The organism is Paenibacillus sp. FSL R7-0273 (genome assembly GCF_000758625.1).
Taxonomy (GTDB): domain Bacteria; phylum Bacillota; class Bacilli; order Paenibacillales; family Paenibacillaceae; genus Paenibacillus_AQ.
This window is the reverse complement of the sequence record NZ_CP009283.1, coordinates 6002857-6018914: the sequence shown is the minus strand read 5'-3', so window position 1 is coordinate 6018914 and position 16058 is coordinate 6002857. Positions and strand designations below refer to the sequence as shown.

Sequence of the window (16058 nt, the reverse complement as noted above, 5' to 3'; positions counted from 1 at the left end):
ATTATAGTGAAAGTTTGCGGTGAGATTATTGGCGAAACGATGTGGTGGTAGGGTGAGGGGAGTGTGTGAGACAAGTTTGGCAGGCAGTCTGGTAACTTGCTCAATGTAGCGTTGGCAGCGCTGTAGCTGATAAGGAAGGGAAATTTGTAGTGGGAGTATACGGAAATTAACTTCAGTGAATGGTGAGATAAATGGTGAGATATATGGTGAGATATATGGTGAGGTAACTTGGTAGATGAAGCAGCTGCGGCGTTATGGTTTGAAAATGGCTTTAATCTTGCCGGATTGGCTCACCGGCCGAATGAAGGGCAAAAATTCCTTTGATTTTGCCCAAAATGGCTTGCCGGGCCGAATGAAAGGCAAAAGTGCCTTTAATTTTACTCAAAGTGGCTTGTCGGGCCAAATGAAGGGCAAAAGTGCCTTTGATTTTGCCCAAAGTGGCTCGGCGGGCCGAATGAAGGGCAAAAAGGCCTCTGATTTTGCCTAAAGTGGCTCGCTGGGCCGAATGAAGGGCAAAAAGGCCTTTGATTTTGCCCGAAGTGGCTTTCCGGGCCAAATGAAGGGCAAAAGTGCCTTTGATTTTGCCCAAAGTGGCTCGGCGGGCCGAATGAAGGGCAAAAAGGCCTTTGATTTTGCCCAAAGTGGCTCGCCGGGCTGAATGAAGGGCAAAAAGGCCTTTGATTTTGCCCGAAGTGGCTTGCCGGGCCAAATGAATGGCAAAAGCGCCTTTGATTTTACCCAAAGTGGCTTGCCGGGCCAAATGAAGGGCAAAAGTGCCTTTGATTTTGCCCGGAAAGGCTCGCCGGGCCGAATGGAGGGCAAAAATGCCTCTGATTTTGCCCAAAGTGGCTTGCCGGGCCGAACGGAGGGCAAAAATGCCTCTGATTTTGCCCAAAGTAGCTCACCGGGCAGAGTCAAAGGCAAAAGTACCTTTTATTCTGCTCAGAATGGCTCGCCGAGCCAAACCAACCAACCAACCAACCAACCAACCAACCAACCAACCAACCAACCAACCAACCAACCAACCAACCAACCAACCAACCAACCAACCAACCAACCCAACCCAACCCAACCCAAAGTAGCCTCCGGTCCCAGATACCCCAGAAAGGTGCAGCAATGGACTATACCAGCGCTGGTTGCACACTTTGAGGATAATAGCCGGCAGGGCGGCATCTGTCCAATTTTCTGTACAAAGAGAGACATTTGCCGTTACAGAGGGCGGCAGATTACATAGACTGTGGTGTAACCCTCAGCCCGGGAGTGTGCCCTCCGAAGGAAGGTGGATGAGCTTGAAACAGCATAGACGAACATCTGCCCGCCGCTCGGGGCGGCGGGCTTCTCAAGCAGCGCGGAGGAAACTCCGGCCGCAGCAGCGGCCTGCACAGGCAATACCTGCAGCGAATCACCCGGAGCCTTATGTGTCGGTAATCATTCCGGCCATGAATGAGGCCGGAACGATTGCTGCGGCTATTGCCGGAGCCAGGGGCGTGCATCCGCGCTGTGAGGTTATTGTGATAGTCAACGGTTCAGCCGACAATACAGCAGATATTGCCCAGCGAATGGGCGCAAAGGTGATTGTGTTCCCACAGCCGCTCGGGCATGATGTCGGGCGGAGTGTCGGGGCGGAGGCGGCTGGCGGTGAAATCCTGCTGTTTACTGACGGGGATCTGGCCATCCCTGCAGCAGAGCTGCGGCCGTTTGTGGAAGCAGTCAGCAGCGGGGCGGATGTGGCGCTGAATGATTACTCTGGCCCGGTCCGCCACCGGATTCCGCATCCGGTAGTGCTCTCCAAGTATACGCTCAACCTGCTGCTTGGAAGGCCTGACCTGAACGGGTATTCGCTGACAGCAGTTCCCCATGCAATCAGCCGCAAGGCACTTTCCGTGCTGGGCAGCACGCTCCTGTCCAGACCGCCGCTGGCCTATGCCCGGGCAGTGCTCGAAGGACTGAGGGTGAAAGCAGTGCATAAGGTGCCGGTCGGCAAGATGAATGCGGTCCGCCGCAAGGAAGGCGGCAGGGATCCGTTGCAGGAGGTTATTCTAAGCGATCACCTGGAGGCGGTCGCTATGCTGCTTGAGCGCAGGGGAGAGCGGGCGGGCTATGAAGACGCAGGCCGCAGAAGGGAGATGGTGCGATGAAGACGGTAAGCATAAAGCGCAGACTACATCAACCGCAGCAGAAAAAACGGCAACCCGCCGCGGTGCGCAAGTCCGCCATCCACCCAGCAACCGCCGCCGCCCAAGAGTCCGCCATCCACCCAGCAACCGCCGCCGCAGATGAGTCCGCCGTCCACTCAGCAACTACCGCCCCAATCGAGCCCGCTGCCCGCCTGTCAACTGCCACGCCACCCAGCTCCGACGCCCGCCCTGTAACTGTGTCTGCGCTGGGCGCACGCAAGCGGCGTGCGGCCGGCACAGCGCGCAGAGCCGGCGGCCGCACAGCCTCCGGCAAAAAGCGCGGTGCTGCCGCCCGCAAGCCAGCTGCCCGGCGGCAGCCGGCAGGTGCAGCGCCGGTCCGCGCGAAGCAGGCGCTGCAGCCCCTCCGTAAGCAGCGGCGTGGAACGCTGTCGGTTATTGTCTCGGCAAGGAACGAGGCGAAGACCCTGCCGCTGCTGCTCAAGCAGGTGCAGCGGCTTGCGCCCGATGAGATCATCGTCGTGCTCAACGGCTGCACGGACAACAGCTTTCAGCGTACCCGCACCTGCAGGCAGGCGACGGTCGTGCATGTTGCAGAATCGGCCGGCCATGATGTAGGCCGGGCGATTGGCGCCAAGCTCAGCAGGGGGGATATCCTGCTGTTTCTGGATGGCGACATGGTTATTCCAGCGCAGCAGCTGGCTGTTTTTGCGGCAGCTGTAGACGGGGGAGTTGATGTGGCGCTGAATGATCTGGATCAGCTGCTGCCGCCCTTTAAGCTGAGTGACCATGTCACCCGCTGCAAGCTGTATCTCAATATGGTGCTGGGCCGGAGTGATCTCGGAGCCGGCTCGATGACTGCCGTGCCTCATGCCCTGTCGCGGAGGGCACTGGAAATGATCGGGTACCGGGAGCTGATGGTGCCGCCCAAGGCGCAGGCGCTTGCGCTGCTGAAGCAGCTGCGGGTGGAAAAAGCAGGTACAGTCGATGTATTCCGGCAAAACCGGCTGCGCCAGGACAATACTGGCGCCGGCAACAAGATGGAGCAGCTGATTGCGGGTGATCATGCGGAGGCGCTGAATGCGGTGCTAAGTCAGCAGGCCGGTCAGGTGCAAGGCCATGCTGAAGCCGTTCAACTCATTCATGGACAGGGCGGAACCCATTCCGCAGCCCCAAGCCTGCAGGAGCAGCGCAGCAGGCTGGCAGCCTGGAGGAATGCCTTATGATCAAGACCAGTATTATTATTCCGACCTACAACGGATTGAAGCTGCTGGAGGCCTGTGTCGAATCGATCAGGCAGCACACGGCTTCACCTTACGAAATCATCGTGGTTGATAACGCCTCGACTGACGATACGGCAGCTTTTTGCCGCAAAAACAAACTAACCTTCATTTCACTCCCGGAGAACCGCGGTTTTCCGGCCGCCTGCAACCTGGGGCTGCAGCTGGCTTCGGGGGATGAGCTGCTGCTGCTGAACAATGATGTCATTGTCTCGCACAACTGGCTGGCCAACCTGAGGGCAGCCCTGTACAGCGCAGCGGATATCGGCATCGTCGGCCCGGTGACGAATTACGCGAGCGGCCGGCAGCAGGTCAGGACATCCTACACCGATATGCCAGGCTTTCACAGTGAGGCGCAGGCAGCCAACGTTCCAGATCCCCTGAAATGGCAGGAGACAGTGCGGCTTGTGGGCTTGTGCTTTTTATTCAAAAGAACCGTGCTCGACCGTGTCGGCCTGCTGGATGAGCGGTATTCACCGGGCCATTACGAGGACGATGATTACTGCTACCGCGCCAGGCTGAAGGGGTTCCGGCTGCTTATTGGCGGGGACTGCCTGGTGCATCATGAAGGAAGCGCGAGCTTCAAGCAGGTGTATTCTGCGGAGCTTCAAGAACTAGTGGAGCGCAACCGCAAGCTTTTTATAGAGAAGTGGCATTTGGATCCGGCACAATTCATCTGACCTGCCAGCCCAAAGGCTAAAGACACAGATAAAAAGGAGGAAAGTAAGTGAAAGGAGTCATACTGGCGGGCGGAAAAGGAACAAGGCTACATCCGCTGACCCGGCTGATGAACAAACATTTGCTTCCGGTCGGCAAATATCCTATGGTGTGTTACGGTATTGACCGGCTGCGCCGGGGCGGGATAACCGATATTCTCCTGATCATCAGCAAGCAGTCGGCGGGGCAGTATACGGATTTTTTAGGCAGCGGTGCTGAGTTCGGCGTGAACCTGACTTACAAAATCCAGGAAGCTGCAGGAGGCATCGCAGAAGCGCTGGAGCTGGCGGAGGGGTTCATCCTCCCGGGCGAACGGTTTGTTGTGCTGCTGGGCGACAATCTTTTTATGGAGGATCTGACGCCTTATATGGAGTCGTATGCAGAGCAGCCGAAAGGGACGGCCAAGGTGCTGCTGAAGCCGGTGGAGGATGCCCGCAGGTACGGGGTTCCTGTATTTGACGATACAGATGCGTCTCTGATTGCTTATATTGAAGAAAAGCCGGAGCAGCCGAAGACGAACTTTTGCGTAACCGGCATTTATATGTACGATGAGGCTGTGTTCGACATTATTAAGCGGGTTGCTCCTTCAGGGCGAGGCGAGCTGGAGATTACCGACGTGAACAATATTTATGCCGGGGAGGGTAAGCTCAGCTACGACGTGCTCAAGGAATGGTGGAGCGATGCGGGGACGTTCCAGTCTCTGCAGGAGGCCGGGGAAAAGCTGAAGAACACGCTGCCGTAGGCGGCGTGTTTTTTTGTGCGTGTTCAGGAAAGGTTGCACGGACAGTACCGCCAAGCCTTGTATACAGGCATCAGCCGCCTGCAGCAGAATGCTCATGGACGCCTGCTGTCTCCGGCCGGCCGATCCTCCACCAGATCAGCTCATCGGTCTCGCGGTACGGTTCAGCGCCCAGATGCTGGAGCAGCCTGTGGGAGGCGGTGTTGTCCGGCTCTGTATCCGCGATGACCCACTGTGCCCCGGGATGGCTGAAAATCCATTCGTTCATGCACCGCACCGCCTCTGTTCCATATCCATTGCCCCAGTACCCCTCTGCAATGATATAGCCGATAATAACCTCGCCCAGTTCGTTCGGCAGGCCCTTCAGGATCAGGAAGCCGATAATCTGCTGCTCCTCCCGGTGAATGACAGCCCAGCACGTATACCACAGGTAATGCTCCGGGTTCTGCAGCACCTTGGAGTGACGCACCTTCAGCGCATACAGCATTTCATCGTCCAGAACGGCCGGGGCCAGCTTGAAGCCAAGAGCCTGCTCAATGAAGGCGGCGGTGCAGCTTAGGGTGCTGACGGACAGCTCTGCGGCGGTCATAGCCTGTAAATCCAGGCGGTTACTTGCAATTTTCATAGCGCTCCCCCAATCCTTTTATACATACCGCTCTAAAATCTTAATGTGAAAATAACTCATTCATTCCAGCATTCAGCATATTCCCGGACCCTCCGTCTGTCAATATCCTCCAAAAGTTCATATCTCCGGTCCGCAGCATTCCGTGTTCCTCCGCACCGACAGGGCTTCTGCCGCATATGCTGTAGCAGGGCGTTTGAGCAAAGGAGACATGAAGGTGCAGAATAAAATAACCAAAGTGCTGCAGCACATGGCCCATACGCACGAACAGATGGCGCGGATTCTTGACGCCGAACGCCACGTTGCCGTCCGTATGTCGCAAATAGTCCATGATCTGCCGGATGCGGAGCCTGATTTCGGCGGTTTCAGCGGACTGGTCGAAAGCCACGGCCAGGTCAACAAAAATATCATCGCTTATTTGAACGCACTTGCTGATCTGGAAGAGGCGATGGCCGAAGGGGTAGGCCGGGTAATCAAGGAGCTGGGCGGCCAGGAAGAAGAGTAGCGCTTAAAGAGCAGGAGGCGGAACATGAGCAGGGAAAAGGCTTATCTGCAGATGCTGGAGTCGTCCGCTACCATCCAGTGGAACATCGCGATGATTCTCGAGGCCAAAGCGGTGGAGGCGGAAAAGGTTAAGCAGTGGACGCATCATCATATCCACTCCAGATCTTTTGACAACCATGAGGAGCAGCTGAAGGAAACTCTCTCCATTCATGAGGTGATTGTGGAGATGGTCGAGGGGCTGACCAAGCTGGAGAACGGGCTGTACAGCAACCTGAAGGCGGTGCTGGGCAGCGGCGAGGATGAAGGCGGCGGGGGCTTCGGCGGCATGTCCGGTGACGGCTTCGACTTCGGGGACGACAGCAAATGAGCGGCGGGCTTCTCTCCGAACACGCCGTCAAGCTGGAGATGATCCGCTCCATTGCCCGCAGCCAGGCCGCACTGGCTGCGATTCTGGAGAGTATCGCCGAAATTACGGGGCAATCGGAGCTGACGGCCCGCAAGCTGAGTGACAATATCAGAATCCTAAGCCAATATCAAAGTGCCATGTGCCGGATGATGTCCGGTATTTCACTGCATCAGCCCAAGCAGGGGAAGCCTGCGGCACCATGGCTTAACAAGCATGCGCAAAGGGCGCCGCGAAGAGCACATGGAGTACAGGAGGAGTAGAAGCATGAAGAGAAAGAAAGCAATCAAGCGTTCAGGCAGGGCTGCCAAGAGACGCACTCTGCTGGTAACACGCAAGGCGAAGATCCGCAGGGGAGCCGGCCGTAAACTCCGCAAGCTGCGCTCAGGCAAGACCAAGAGAGGCCTGCTGCTGCGCAAAAAAAGAAGACTCCGCCGCCGGATAGCGGCCCGGAGAGTTCAAGTGGTTGTCCAGCCTCCGGTGCAGGTAACACCTGCTGCCCCGCTGGTCGTTCCGCTCCCCCCGGATCTTGGCGTTCCTCCGGAAACCCCGCCGGGAGACGCCTATCAGCAGGGCTACACCGAAGCATACAACGTGGGGTTCGACGCCGGTTTCGCCAAGGGCTTCGAGGACGGGCATAAGCTGGAGCTCGGCTGATTAACGGAAGGAAGAGGCTTCAGCGGCAGGAAATAAAGGAGTCTTCAGAGGAGCGCGCTGTTAACGCAGCCCGCGTTCGTACTGGAAGGCTCCTTTTAGCGGCTAGGCATTTTTCTGACTGATGGGTATTGTCCGGATTATCCTACACGGGCTTGCCTTTATCGTACGGGCAGGTCCTGCTGCTGTGCTGCGGTTCTGCTGCCGGGGTATTGAATTTGTTCTCTGATGTGATAAACTTCACTAGTGAATCATTAAGAGATTCAAATTTTCAGGCACGGAAAGCAGGGATACCATGAGCAGCAATGAAATCCGTAAAGCGCGGACAGAGGATATGGAAGAGATTATGATGCTAATCGCCAGATGTGTACAAGTTATGCAAGCAGGCGGCAGTGATCAGTGGGATGACAGCTATCCTAACCGTGAAATCATTGGACAGGATATTGAACAAGGAACCTTATACACATATATAGACAATGGCGCTGTGGCCGGCATTCTTGTGCTGGACGAGCATCCGAATGAGCTGTACCGGGGGATCAAGTGGAGACAGGAGCAGGGGAAGGCGCTGATTATGCACCGGCTGGCTGTTCATCCCGAAGCCCAGGGCAAGGGCATTGCACGGAAGCTGACTGCCTACGCCGAGCAATATGCCCTGGAGGCAGGCTACAGCAGCATCCGGCTGGACACCTATTCCAAAAACACCCCCGCCCTGGCCCTGTATCCGAAGCTCGGATATGAACGCAGAGGCGAAATCTTTTTCCCGCAGCGTACGGCGAGCTTCCCGGTATTTGAGAAGGTACTGGATGGAGCTCAGGAGTAATCGGTTGGACGAAGTTGGAATTCTGATAAGGTTTTAAAATGTTATATAAAGTAACATGTATTTATTGAATTCATTAGATTTAATGTGATTTAAACCGTGTTTATTGATTTAAATGTTAATTTAGTTGACGTTAAGTTTGTCCTTCGTTTATTATGGGGTTATTCAGAGGCAATTGAATAATCCTTTTTTTCGTATATCCTTAATAATTGGTTTAAGGGTCTCTACCGGGAACCGTAAATTTCTGGCTACGAAAATGTGCTGCGGCATGTTTTTGTGGCCTTTTTGTGTTATCTGGCTGTACGAATGAGCGGGCAATCTATGAATTAAACGAGGGGGAAACGGGACATGGCCAACATACTGATCAAAAATGCGGAGATTATTACAATGAACAAGCAGGAGGAAATCTTCCACGGCGATATCCGGATTATAGACAATCTGATTACGGAAATCGGCAGCGGGCTTACGCCGCAGGGGGAAGAGCGGGTTATTGATGCAACGAACCGAACGGTAATCCCCGGCTTTGTGCAGACCCATATTCATCTCTGCCAGACGCTGTTCCGCGGCAAAGGCGATGACCTGGAGCTCATGGACTGGCTGCGCAAACGGATCTGGCCGCTGGAGGCCGCCCATGATGAGGAATCGCTGTATTACTCCGCCATGCTCGGGATCGGGGAGCTGATCTCCAGCGGCACGACGACGATTGTCGATATGGAGACGGTTAACCATACGGATTTTGCGTTCCAGGCAATTGCCAAAAGCGGCATCCGCGCCCTCTCCGGCAAGGTGATGATGGATCAGAAGGGCGGCGATGTCCCGGAAGCGCTGCAGGAGGACACGGCAGCCTCGCTGCAGGAAAGTGTGGATCTGCTGGAAAAATGGAACGGCTACGGCAACGGGCGGATCCAGTACGCTTTTTCACCGAGATTCGTGATCTCCTGTACAGAGCCGCTGCTTAAGGAAGTCCGTGACCTGTCGGCCCGCTATAATGTCAAAGTGCACACCCACGCGTCGGAGAATCAGGGAGAAATCGAAATCGTCCAGGCGATGACCGGCATGCGCAATGTCGTGTACCTCGACCATCTGGGGCTGGCGAACGAACGCCTGATTCTGGCCCACTGCGTCTGGCTGGATGCCGAGGAGAAACGGATTTTGCGTGACCGCGGGGTGCATGTCAGCCACTGTCCAGGCTCTAACCTGAAGCTGGCTTCAGGTATTGCTGATACGCCGGGGATGCTGCACGATCACATCCACCTTAGTCTGGGTGCCGACGGAGCGCCGTGCAACAACAACCTTGACATGTTCAACGAAATGCGGCTGGCCGCAGTCATCCAGAAGCCCCACCACGGCCCGACCACGATGGATGCGCGCAGCGTCTTCCGCATGGCTACCATCGGCGGCGCCAAGGCAGTCGGCATGGAAGACCAGATCGGCAGCATCGAGGTAGGCAAAAAAGCCGACCTGGCGATCCTCAACCTCTACAACTTCCACACCTTCCCGTCCTATGACGTCGATCCGATCTCCCGGATTGTCTACTCCGCCACCCGCGCCGATGTCGAGACGACCATTGTCGACGGGGAGATCCTGATGGATAAAGGACTGCTGAAGACGGTCGATAAGGACACCGTGCTGCATGAGGCTAACCGTTCGATTAAAAGATTGCTGGTGCATACGCAGGTTAGCTGACCGGCATATGATCGTCACATTCGACAAAATACCACCGTTTCGTACGCTGGAATTTTGACATATGATTGATTTATAAGAATGAGTATAAGCCCACGGTTGTGGGCTGTTTTTATGTGAAGATATTGTAGGGGGGATTCGTGCCGAGCTTTAAATGAAAGGGCCGAAACAGAAATTAAAAGGATTGAAGGATATGGGCGGAAAAGAAAAATTAGATGATTTTGGAGAGCTGGTTATAAATCAGGTTCGAGACAGGACTATTGAGCAGTGGGAAAAGATATTGACTGGACAATTAAAAAGTAAGCGTGCTGTGAACGTTTATGAGGAGGCTCAATTGCGGTTAGACGGCCCGGCTTTAGAGATGGTAACGGGTCTGGTTAATCAAATTGTTGATTCTACACTACATAATGTTCTGGATTTGTTTGAGCAGGAAGAAAAGATCAAGCTGCTATTTAAGGGAAGCGGGAGTGAAGAGGATACAGGAGAAGTCGAGATTAAGGAATTAAGTGATGGGCTGGCCGGTGAGCTTTATACGGAAGATGGCTGGATACTGAAGTACTCCCAAAAACCATATAGAGAGCCTTAATAGCTTTGAAACTTAGAAAGACTGATCTCAACATCTCTTGCTTTCTTTAATAAATACCGTTGGTACAACCCGAATAGTTGAGGAATGTGAAAATTGAATTTTCATAAATTTGCATGCTGTTAAGGCGGTGGAATGAATGGGAGCAGAGAGCTTTTACATTAAGTTATTTGTTTCAAAAGCTGAAGGCACTAATAGCTCATTACCTCATTTTTTAAGCAAGCTTACTGACCTAAATATAAAGTGCAGATCTAGAGGAACGAATGAATTTGAACTGAATGATTTTCTGATTATGACGCTTCATTTAAAAAATGATGAGATTGCTGAAATATCAATTGAAGGTTGCTTTTCATGGTTCGAAGATTGTGTGCTTGAAGTCTATAAGTTATCGCAAGTCATTCATAATCAGATTTTTTGCTTGAACCTAATTAATAGTAATGGGGAAGATGTCTCTTTTCAAAATCAGATAGACTTTTATAATGCTATTCAGGAAATATATCTTGAGAAATACAATGATTTTATCGCTAGATTTGGGGTTTCCAATGTTAAATGTTTGCCTAAGGATGAATTTTATAGATATATAAAAAGAATTAAAAACAAAAGTGTGATAAAAAGAATTTTCACTAAATAATGTACGAGACTGCGTATTGAGAACGATATGGATCAAAAAGGAGCTTTTAAAATTTATAAAAAGACTACATGAATTATTACAGATGCTTACTTACAGAGGAGCCGCCAGGAGGAGGGTTCTATCGATATAGCTTACGCTTAGGATTTGTATCTGATTGAGTGAGGGTATGAAAAATGGAATATAAACGAGTAGGTATTTATGTGGATAAGAAGAATAACTTGATTGTTATTGCAAATGGTCTGATAGATAAAAGATAAATGGGGAGGAATTATAAAAGAAATCGATATTATAGAACAATTAAATTTTCCATATGAAGAAAAGGCTGCTGAAGACGTATTACTGCAAATGATGTGTGAGTGGAATACACTAACTCCAGAGGAAGTTGGGCTAACGCCTCTTGAAAAATATATAGGTGTTAAGGGTTATGCAAAAGCAGTGAAAGGAAGAAAATGCATAGATTTCAGTTGGAGAATTAACGAGGGCTATTCTATAACACCAACTAAGAGAGAGAAGATGGGTTTTGTTTCAATTAAGGACAAGCGAATAGATCTGGGAGAGAAAATAGTGCCAGGCAAGCTATACCGTGCGCTAATAGAAGCAATTGAGCAATCTGCGGTTTTGTAATTAAAATGTTATAATCCCTCGATAACTATTTCTCCAACTCAAGCATACGCAAGAAAGACTTAATGTGATCTCCACTGATTTTAATCCCGAAGATTAGCAGAGGCACGAAGTCCTGGTTTTTGTAGGAACAAGAGGAGAATCAAAAGTGAAAATTATTCTATCTGAAGATGGTGGATTGTTATCAGCATATCCAGTTTAATAGGAGGAAATTGAAGTATGTCAAATCTAATTGAGAGATTCTTAGATGATGAAATATCATCACAAGAGTTATACGATTCTATTTATGACTTTGTGACCTCTTACCATATAAGGAATGGGGAGTTTGAAGGGAACTATTACATCATAAAAAAAATGGACAAAGATAATTTTTTTATATTCCCTGAGAATATTTTTCCAGATGACCACAGAGAAATTCCTAGCTGTATCTCAATTTATAAGGATAAATTAGTGGATTCAATTAATGCACACGCCAGGAAACAAGCATTGGTAGTTAAGAAATAAACGATTCAATATTATAAAAAGAATTTTGACCAGTTCGCTTGAATCGGAGGTGTATTCACGCTACACCACGGATTTTCCCTCAAATTACAATTGCGGGGAAACAATCTGTGTGAATAGATCTCATTTTTTTTAAATTTTTCAAGAGGTTGTGCCGACACTAATAATGAGAGCCTTTGAACTCGTTCAACGGATACATAAAATGAGGTGGCATTATGCAGCTAAACATGTTTGCTTATGGCTTCGCATTACGTAACGACGCTTATATCATTGAACAAAAACCTGAACGTCTTTCATTCGCCGCGTCCCAGACCGCTGGTTCATTTTCCACGAATTCTTTACTGCAGCCCTGGAAGCCAGCCATTATTCTAACAAATCAAATGAACGCGATCGGGATCGAAGATTATCGGGCGAATGCGGCTAGCCTGCGGGAACAAGCGATTTACCGGGCCGCAACATCTTCGATTCGCATCGGAAGGAATGAAGATGGCTCAATCTGGACGGATAGCATATCCGATCCACAAGCAGCGCTGGCCAATAAAAGAGCAACAGGCGGGGATCAGGCCATTTCCTGGAAGCATGTAGACTTTAACTTGTATTCGCATGGGATGGTGATCGGAGCAACAACGTTGGACGAGGTTGGTCAACAAATCGATTATTTTGCTTCGGAATATGCCCAATAACAAAGTCGGATTGCACGCCAATTTACCGGAGAAGAGCAAGCAGCCGAATTGGCAAAGCTGGAGGATGTGTTTGCTCAACGGATAGGCGAATCTGCCGATCATTTTGCCAAATCGGTCGGTGGATTTTTGGAAGCAGGCGGTGTGCCAGGCGAGCAAGAAGCTATACGAAACAGCTTCCTGGATATTTACGAACAGCGAAAAACAACCTATACACAATTTATCCAGGAGAATCCCGACTACGCCAGCGTTGAAGGGACACAGGACGAATGGCTATTGACAGCAGGCGATTTCATGGGAGAGCAGCTTAGATATGCACTAAATTCGCAGCAATCGGAAATGTCAATTAAGAGTGAGCATGGATATAGTATCGACGATTTGCAAGCGGCCGGCACGATGGTCAAAGCTCTAACTCAATTGCAGGATCGTTCTCAAACCTCTAACCGCTCTGAAGAAGAACTGGGCTTCAAGCTGGGGCTTGCCGCCATGAAGTATGAAATGATCTCCGGTCATTTTCAAGTAAGCGATCGTATAAAATCCAAACTTGATCAAGCATTCGGCGGATTTATTCAGGGAGAGATCGATCGGGCTGCTGCTTATATTGAACAACAGCGGAAAGATCCATTTGTGCGGAATAAAGAAGCGTATGCAGCGGATTATGACGAAAAGGCTGTTTTGAGCCTGATTAAGCAAATGGTGGACAACATTCAGGCCGAGGATGTCAATGCAGCGTTTCGATCCGATTTGAACACGTTTGTCGCTTTATATAAAAACAAAATGAATGATATGCAAAGTGGTCAATTAGCTCGCTATAACGCATACACTAGCTCTTGGGTGAATCAGAACTATGCCAGCGACTGGAACCGTTTTATCGAATCCTTGTCGTCAACCAATCAAAGCGATTTAAAGCGCTTTCTATTGAAAGATCAAATGAAATGGATGGATGTCTCCGTTTAATAAATACCGTTGTCTTATCATAATCTATTTCATATTTTCAGCCACCTGCGAGTATCCACTCCATGTGGCTTTTCTTTTTTCTAAAAGTATGAGCAATGTTAGGTTTGACACCCTTCCTTATATAGTGTATATATTAAATATATACATTAAACACATTACACCGAAGGATGATGGTGCCGCAGCATGAACATTTTGATATCAAGTACATCAGGAGAGCCGATCTATGCCCAGATTGTGACGCAGGTCCGGCAGCTGATTCTGCAGGGAGAGCTTGGAGCCGGGACACCTCTGCCGTCCATCCGCCAGCTGGCCAAGGAGCTGCAGATCAGCGTGATTACGACCAAACGGGCCTACGAAGAGCTGGAGCGGGAGGGTCTAATCAACTCGATCGTCGGGAAGGGCTCTTTTGTATCCGGGGCGGATCAGGAATTCATTAAGGAGCAGCGGCTGCGGATCTTGGAGCTGAAGCTGAAGGAAGTCATTGAGGAGAGCAGGCAGCTGGGGCTGTCTTATGCAGAACTGGCAGAGATGCTGAAACTTATATACGAGGAGGAGCAGGAATGAGCGATTGTATCAGGCTGGAGCATGTACATAAGAGCTACGGAGCTTTTGCGCTGCAGGACATTACGCTGGGCATCAAGGAAGGCTATATTACCGGATTGATCGGCCCCAACGGTGCAGGCAAAACCACTCTGATCCAGATGATCATGGGCATGGTCCACCCGGACCGCGGGGACGTTCGATTGTTCGGCGGGCAGAATAAAGAGCAGGTGCCGGCGGTTAAGGAACGGATCGGCTATGTGTCGGACGAGAATATATACTACGAGCAGCTTACGGTCAAGCAGATGAAAAAGGTGATCGCCCCCTTCTACAGCCGCTGGAATGAAGATACATATGTGAAATACCAGGAGCTGTTTAAGCTGTCCCCGGGCAAGAAAATCAAGGATCTGTCCAAGGGGATGAAAATCAAATTATCACTCGCCATCGCTCTATCCCACGGTGCGGATCTGCTCATTATGGACGAACCTACGTCCGGGCTTGATCCGGTATTCCGCCGGGAGCTGCTGGATCTGTTAACGGAACACATCCAGGACGAGAAAAAATCTATTCTGTTCTCCACCCATAACACGACCGATCTCGACCGGATTGCTGACTATATTGTGTTTGTGAATGACGGGCGGGTTGTGTTCAATGAGATGAAGGAGGCGCTGGCGGAGAAATATCTGCTAGTCAAAGGCGGCAAGGAGCTGCTCGACCGCGACACCCGCCGTCTGTTCCTGGGAATCCGCGAGAGCGCGCACGGCTTTGAGGGGCTGATGGGCAACCGCTCGGAGGGTGAGCGTTACTTTAAGGATACGGCTATCTGCGAGACGCCCACGCTGGAGGAAATTATGTATTTCTCGGTAAAAGGGAGCGATCTGCGTGTATAATTCATTCCATCTCATCCGCAAGGACTTCATTATTGTGCAAAAGTTCATTCTGCTGCTGATTCCATACTATATGATCATGGGCTTTACGAACTTTGATAACTACACTGTGTTCGCCCTGCTCCCGGCCATGCTGCTCCTCATCAATTCCTGCACAATGGATGTACAGCAGAATAACCAGAAATTCCTGGTCAGTCTGCCTGTTCCGAGACAGCAAATTGTGCTGGCCAAATATCTGGCGATTCTGCCCTACTCCATCATTAGCTTCGCCTTCACCGTGCTGCTGTATCTGGTCGGTTTTCTGGTCGGACGGACCGCTGAGCCGTTGGCCTGGAGAGAGCTTATGCTGAGTATCGCCACCTTTCCGCTGCTTGCCGCATTCTTTCTTCCCCTTCATTACTGGCTGGGCCGCAAAGGAACCCAGGTGATCAATCTGGTCTTTATTATGCTGATTATGATTAACTTTTTCGCGTTGAAGCAGCTGATGGACCAGTTCCCGGGACTGGCAGAGTGGGTAAGCTCCGGCAAAACAGACAGTCTGCTGCTGCCGGTGATTACCGGCCTCGGTTACGTACTGGTTTTATTCTGCTCCTATCTTATCTCGCTGCGGGTATTTACCTCCAAAGACATTTAGCATTAACAGTGTGGATTAGAGTAGCAGTACAGTAAGGAACAAGAATGTTGTGAAAAGAGATGATCTCCGGATATACCGGAGGTCATTTTTTGTTGCCATAAATGTTACTTGTGCGCCGCTGTTGGAGCTGACCGCAGCTCTCACGCAACTCCCTTGCAACTCCTGCGCAATCCAACTGCTCTCGCATCATTCCCCCGCCAGACCCAATAACTGCACTTTATGCAATTAAAACTGGCAGAAATTTGTTTATTCTCCATATAACTGTATTTTGTGCAACTATATCTGTCCGAATCGGCTATAGGAGCGTTTTTCGACTGTTTTAATTGTACGAAATACACTTAAACGGGCTTCGGGTGGAAAAAGTGGCTTTTTAAGTGTATGGAGTGCAGCTAAGTAGGAATAAGGTATGCAGGAGGCAGCAGGGAGTAGAGTAGCACGAGGCAGCAGAGGGTAGGATCAGGTAGTAAGTA

23 protein-coding genes and 1 riboswitch are annotated in these 16058 nt (G+C 50.8%); of the genes, 22 read left to right on the top strand and 1 reads right to left on the bottom strand.

The genetic code is table 11. From position 1 onward, the window contains the following. Positions 1-235 precede the first annotated feature (235 nt). The 7 genes from R70723_RS33085 to R70723_RS25870 are packed head-to-tail and all read left to right on the top strand — an operon-like array spanning position 236 to position 4874. On the top strand, positions 236-487 hold the full coding sequence (locus tag R70723_RS33085) for a hypothetical protein (protein ID WP_076418509.1): 252 nt from the start codon (positions 236-238) through the stop codon (positions 485-487). 18 nt (positions 488-505) lie between these two features. Continuing rightward, complete coding sequence (locus tag R70723_RS33600; RefSeq protein ID WP_156123849.1) at positions 506-658, top strand: hypothetical protein; 153 nt, start codon at positions 506-508, stop codon at positions 656-658. Beyond that, positions 659-1234, top strand: coding sequence for a PT domain-containing protein (locus R70723_RS33845; RefSeq protein ID WP_197071788.1), 576 nt, complete (start codon positions 659-661; stop codon positions 1232-1234). 49 nt (positions 1235-1283) lie between these two features. Beyond that, positions 1284-2138, top strand: coding sequence for a glycosyltransferase family 2 protein (locus tag R70723_RS25885; RefSeq protein ID WP_039876765.1), 855 nt, complete (start codon positions 1284-1286; stop codon positions 2136-2138). Continuing rightward, a complete protein-coding gene (locus tag R70723_RS32360) occupies positions 2135-3361 on the top strand; it encodes a glycosyltransferase family 2 protein (protein ID WP_052421472.1) in 1227 nt (408 codons plus the stop codon). Before R70723_RS25885 ends, R70723_RS32360 begins: the two co-directional genes overlap by 4 nt. Beyond that, a complete protein-coding gene (locus R70723_RS25875) occupies positions 3358-4095 on the top strand; it encodes a glycosyltransferase family 2 protein (RefSeq protein WP_039876763.1) in 738 nt (245 codons plus the stop codon). The genes R70723_RS32360 and R70723_RS25875 overlap by 4 nt, the downstream gene beginning before the upstream one ends. Before the next feature lie 47 nt (positions 4096-4142). Next, on the top strand, positions 4143-4874 hold the full coding sequence (locus R70723_RS25870; protein ID WP_039876762.1) for a sugar phosphate nucleotidyltransferase: 732 nt from the start codon (positions 4143-4145) through the stop codon (positions 4872-4874). A gap of 70 nt (positions 4875-4944) precedes the next feature. On the opposite strand, the gene R70723_RS31710 is transcribed toward R70723_RS25870, so the two are convergent. Next, entirely contained in the window at positions 4945-5496 is a 552-nt protein-coding gene (locus R70723_RS31710) for a GNAT family N-acetyltransferase (RefSeq protein WP_052421471.1), read from the bottom strand. A gap of 214 nt (positions 5497-5710) precedes the next feature. Here R70723_RS31710 and R70723_RS25860 point away from each other — a divergent pair, with 214 nt between their 5' ends. From R70723_RS25860 to R70723_RS25790, 15 genes are all read left to right on the top strand, one after another. After that, positions 5711-5998, top strand: a complete 288-nt coding sequence (locus R70723_RS25860; protein ID WP_039879281.1) for a hypothetical protein — start codon at positions 5711-5713, stop codon at positions 5996-5998. A gap of 24 nt (positions 5999-6022) precedes the next feature. After that, positions 6023-6364 (top strand): alpha-helical endospore appendage domain-containing protein, encoded by a 342-nt coding sequence (locus R70723_RS25855; RefSeq protein ID WP_039876760.1) that lies wholly within the window; start codon positions 6023-6025, stop codon positions 6362-6364. Beyond that, positions 6361-6663 carry a hypothetical protein gene (locus R70723_RS25850; RefSeq protein WP_039876758.1) on the top strand — a complete coding sequence of 101 codons (303 nt, stop codon included), beginning with the start codon at positions 6361-6363 and terminating at the stop codon, positions 6661-6663. The genes R70723_RS25855 and R70723_RS25850 overlap by 4 nt, the downstream gene beginning before the upstream one ends. A gap of 4 nt (positions 6664-6667) precedes the next feature. Then, positions 6668-7057 carry a hypothetical protein gene (locus R70723_RS25845; RefSeq protein WP_039876756.1) on the top strand — a complete coding sequence of 130 codons (390 nt, stop codon included), beginning with the start codon at positions 6668-6670 and terminating at the stop codon, positions 7055-7057. Positions 7058-7349: 292 nt separating this feature from the next. After that, on the top strand, positions 7350-7874 hold the full coding sequence (locus R70723_RS25840) for a GNAT family N-acetyltransferase (RefSeq protein ID WP_039876754.1): 525 nt from the start codon (positions 7350-7352) through the stop codon (positions 7872-7874). Positions 7875-8043: 169 nt separating this feature from the next. Further along, a riboswitch (purine riboswitch) is annotated at positions 8044-8142 on the top strand. A gap of 77 nt (positions 8143-8219) precedes the next feature. Continuing rightward, positions 8220-9557 (top strand): 5'-deoxyadenosine deaminase, encoded by a 1338-nt coding sequence (locus tag R70723_RS25835; protein WP_039876751.1) that lies wholly within the window; start codon positions 8220-8222, stop codon positions 9555-9557. A gap of 190 nt (positions 9558-9747) precedes the next feature. After that, positions 9748-10140: a hypothetical protein gene (locus R70723_RS25830; protein ID WP_039879280.1), complete on the top strand. Its 393-nt coding sequence runs from the start codon at positions 9748-9750 to the stop codon at positions 10138-10140. A 136-nt stretch (positions 10141-10276) separates the two neighbouring features. Beyond that, positions 10277-10768 (top strand): hypothetical protein, encoded by a 492-nt coding sequence (locus tag R70723_RS25825; RefSeq protein WP_039876750.1) that lies wholly within the window; start codon positions 10277-10279, stop codon positions 10766-10768. 345 nt (positions 10769-11113) lie between these two features. Beyond that, positions 11114-11392: a hypothetical protein gene (locus R70723_RS25820; RefSeq protein ID WP_039876748.1), complete on the top strand. Its 279-nt coding sequence runs from the start codon at positions 11114-11116 to the stop codon at positions 11390-11392. 216 nt (positions 11393-11608) lie between these two features. Next, positions 11609-11893, top strand: coding sequence for a hypothetical protein (locus tag R70723_RS25815; RefSeq protein ID WP_039876747.1), 285 nt, complete (start codon positions 11609-11611; stop codon positions 11891-11893). A 212-nt stretch (positions 11894-12105) separates the two neighbouring features. Continuing rightward, positions 12106-12573 (top strand): hypothetical protein, encoded by a 468-nt coding sequence (locus tag R70723_RS25810; RefSeq protein WP_039876745.1) that lies wholly within the window; start codon positions 12106-12108, stop codon positions 12571-12573. Positions 12574-12621: 48 nt separating this feature from the next. Continuing rightward, the gene (locus R70723_RS25805; RefSeq protein ID WP_039876743.1) at positions 12622-13527 is read left to right on the top strand and encodes a hypothetical protein; all 906 of its coding nucleotides are present in this window, start codon (positions 12622-12624) and stop codon (positions 13525-13527) included. Positions 13528-13710: 183 nt separating this feature from the next. Beyond that, on the top strand, positions 13711-14091 hold the full coding sequence (locus tag R70723_RS25800; RefSeq protein WP_039876742.1) for a GntR family transcriptional regulator: 381 nt from the start codon (positions 13711-13713) through the stop codon (positions 14089-14091). Further along, entirely contained in the window at positions 14088-14957 is an 870-nt protein-coding gene (locus R70723_RS25795; protein WP_039876740.1) for an ABC transporter ATP-binding protein, read from the top strand. Before R70723_RS25800 ends, R70723_RS25795 begins: the two co-directional genes overlap by 4 nt. Then, entirely contained in the window at positions 14950-15588 is a 639-nt protein-coding gene (locus R70723_RS25790; RefSeq protein WP_039876739.1) for an ABC-2 transporter permease, read from the top strand. The genes R70723_RS25795 and R70723_RS25790 overlap by 8 nt, the downstream gene beginning before the upstream one ends. Positions 15589-16058: the final 470 nt, after the last annotated feature.

Bases quoted from the DNA above. Each gene is read 5' to 3' on its own strand.
- R70723_RS33085 (WP_076418509.1), top strand. From the start codon at position 236: ATGAAGCAGCTGCGGCGTTATGGTTTGAAAATGGCTTTAATCTTGCCG.
- R70723_RS33600 (WP_156123849.1), top strand. From the start codon at position 506: ATGAAGGGCAAAAAGGCCTTTGATTTTGCCCGAAGTGGCTTTCCGGGC.
- R70723_RS33845 (WP_197071788.1), top strand. From the start codon at position 659: ATGAAGGGCAAAAAGGCCTTTGATTTTGCCCGAAGTGGCTTGCCGGGC.
- R70723_RS25885 (WP_039876765.1), top strand. From the start codon at position 1,284: ATGAGCTTGAAACAGCATAGACGAACATCTGCCCGCCGCTCGGGGCGG.
- R70723_RS32360 (WP_052421472.1), top strand. From the start codon at position 2,135: ATGAAGACGGTAAGCATAAAGCGCAGACTACATCAACCGCAGCAGAAA.
- R70723_RS25875 (WP_039876763.1), top strand. From the start codon at position 3,358: ATGATCAAGACCAGTATTATTATTCCGACCTACAACGGATTGAAGCTG.
- R70723_RS31710 (WP_052421471.1), bottom strand. From the start codon at position 5,496: ATGAAAATTGCAAGTAACCGCCTGGATTTACAGGCTATGACCGCCGCA.
- R70723_RS25855 (WP_039876760.1), top strand. From the start codon at position 6,023: ATGAGCAGGGAAAAGGCTTATCTGCAGATGCTGGAGTCGTCCGCTACC.
- R70723_RS25850 (WP_039876758.1), top strand. From the start codon at position 6,361: ATGAGCGGCGGGCTTCTCTCCGAACACGCCGTCAAGCTGGAGATGATC.
- R70723_RS25845 (WP_039876756.1), top strand. From the start codon at position 6,668: ATGAAGAGAAAGAAAGCAATCAAGCGTTCAGGCAGGGCTGCCAAGAGA.
- R70723_RS25840 (WP_039876754.1), top strand. From the start codon at position 7,350: ATGAGCAGCAATGAAATCCGTAAAGCGCGGACAGAGGATATGGAAGAG.
- R70723_RS25835 (WP_039876751.1), top strand. From the start codon at position 8,220: ATGGCCAACATACTGATCAAAAATGCGGAGATTATTACAATGAACAAG.
- R70723_RS25830 (WP_039879280.1), top strand. From the start codon at position 9,748: ATGGGCGGAAAAGAAAAATTAGATGATTTTGGAGAGCTGGTTATAAAT.
- R70723_RS25825 (WP_039876750.1), top strand. From the start codon at position 10,277: ATGGGAGCAGAGAGCTTTTACATTAAGTTATTTGTTTCAAAAGCTGAA.
- R70723_RS25820 (WP_039876748.1), top strand. From the start codon at position 11,114: ATGATGTGTGAGTGGAATACACTAACTCCAGAGGAAGTTGGGCTAACG.
- R70723_RS25815 (WP_039876747.1), top strand. From the start codon at position 11,609: ATGTCAAATCTAATTGAGAGATTCTTAGATGATGAAATATCATCACAA.
- R70723_RS25810 (WP_039876745.1), top strand. From the start codon at position 12,106: ATGCAGCTAAACATGTTTGCTTATGGCTTCGCATTACGTAACGACGCT.
- R70723_RS25800 (WP_039876742.1), top strand. From the start codon at position 13,711: ATGAACATTTTGATATCAAGTACATCAGGAGAGCCGATCTATGCCCAG.
- R70723_RS25795 (WP_039876740.1), top strand. From the start codon at position 14,088: ATGAGCGATTGTATCAGGCTGGAGCATGTACATAAGAGCTACGGAGCT.